Consider the following 1,061-nt stretch of genomic DNA (forward strand, 5'->3'; position numbering starts at 1 on the left):
GGGATAGAAAAACCAGCGGCGCCGGAGCAGTTGGCGCTGTTGTAGTGGCATTTTTGAAAGTGCGATCTAGCAAAAACAAGCACTTGCGAGCGTAACTGTCGAACTCGGGTGGCCAGGTTCGCAGCGACGGCCCAACCCCACCGTACAGCAAGTTGCCCGGCGACCCGGCGATGGAGCGCTGGCTGATGAATCAGTTCGGCCTTTACTATGTCGGTTCGCTGCTGACTCTGGTCGGCTACGACCCCAACTTCACGGTCGATGACCGCCGCTTCTGGATCAGGAACATCGAGGGATGAAAGCGTTGCTGCTGGCCGCTATGCCGGTTGTGCTGATGGATGGCAATACGACAGACATCGACCAATGGTTGCGGATCGAGCCGGCCATTGCCGCCGCCGTGGAATGCCGCCAAGCCTTGCCGATGCGCGTACTGGAGGGCATTGCGCCCAATGCTCCCGGCAGTTGGGCGCTGACGCCGGCACGCAGCTTCACGGTGTTCGGGTTGCCGGTGAAGCGGATTGAGCTGTTCATCGACCCGGATGGCGAGCTGGGTGCAAGCTATACCGCAGTGATCGAAAAGCGCAGCCTAGAACAGGTGCGCGAGCAGCTGAAACTTGCCGGGCAACGCGGGCACATCGGCCAGCTGTCGGCAGATCAGCCCAACGTTGAGGTTCAGGTTAGCTGCACGGTCGCCGCAACGGGGCAAGGGTGAATATTCAGCGCATTCTCTCCGGCGGCCAGACCGGCGTAGACCGGGCGGCGCTGGATTTCGCCATTGCCCAGCAGATTCCGCACGGCGGCTGGTGCCCGGCAGGCCGACGGGCCGCTGATGGCGTCCTGGATGCTCGCTACCAGTTGGTGGAGACCGAATCCAGCGGCTACCGCCAGCGTACCAAGCACAATGTTCGGGACGCTGATGCAACGCTGATCATTTACCGAGGCAGGCTGGAAGGCAGGGCTACCGCAGCTACCCATTTGTCGTTGAGCATCAAAAAATGACGTTCACGATCAAATACTTGCCGCACCCCTGTTCACAAGCTGTTGTTTTGTGTAGCTTCCTGTCT

The 1,061-nt window shown here is 60.3% G+C and carries 2 protein-coding genes; both read left to right on the forward strand.

Features of this window, described 5'->3' with window-relative positions:
- The first annotated feature begins 292 nt into the window (after positions 1 to 292).
- Entirely contained in the window at positions 293 to 709 is a 417-nt protein-coding gene (locus MXC99_RS00315; RefSeq protein ID WP_247723654.1) for a hypothetical protein, read from the forward strand.
- Positions 706 to 996 (forward strand): putative molybdenum carrier protein, encoded by a 291-nt coding sequence (locus MXC99_RS00320; RefSeq protein ID WP_247723655.1) that lies wholly within the window; start codon positions 706 to 708, stop codon positions 994 to 996. Before MXC99_RS00315 ends, MXC99_RS00320 begins: the two co-directional genes overlap by 4 nt.
- Positions 997 to 1,061 lie beyond the last annotated feature (65 nt).

Origin of the sequence: Thauera aromatica (assembly GCF_023093595.1) — a bacterium.
Classification (GTDB): domain Bacteria; phylum Pseudomonadota; class Gammaproteobacteria; order Burkholderiales; family Rhodocyclaceae; genus Thauera; species Thauera aromatica_A.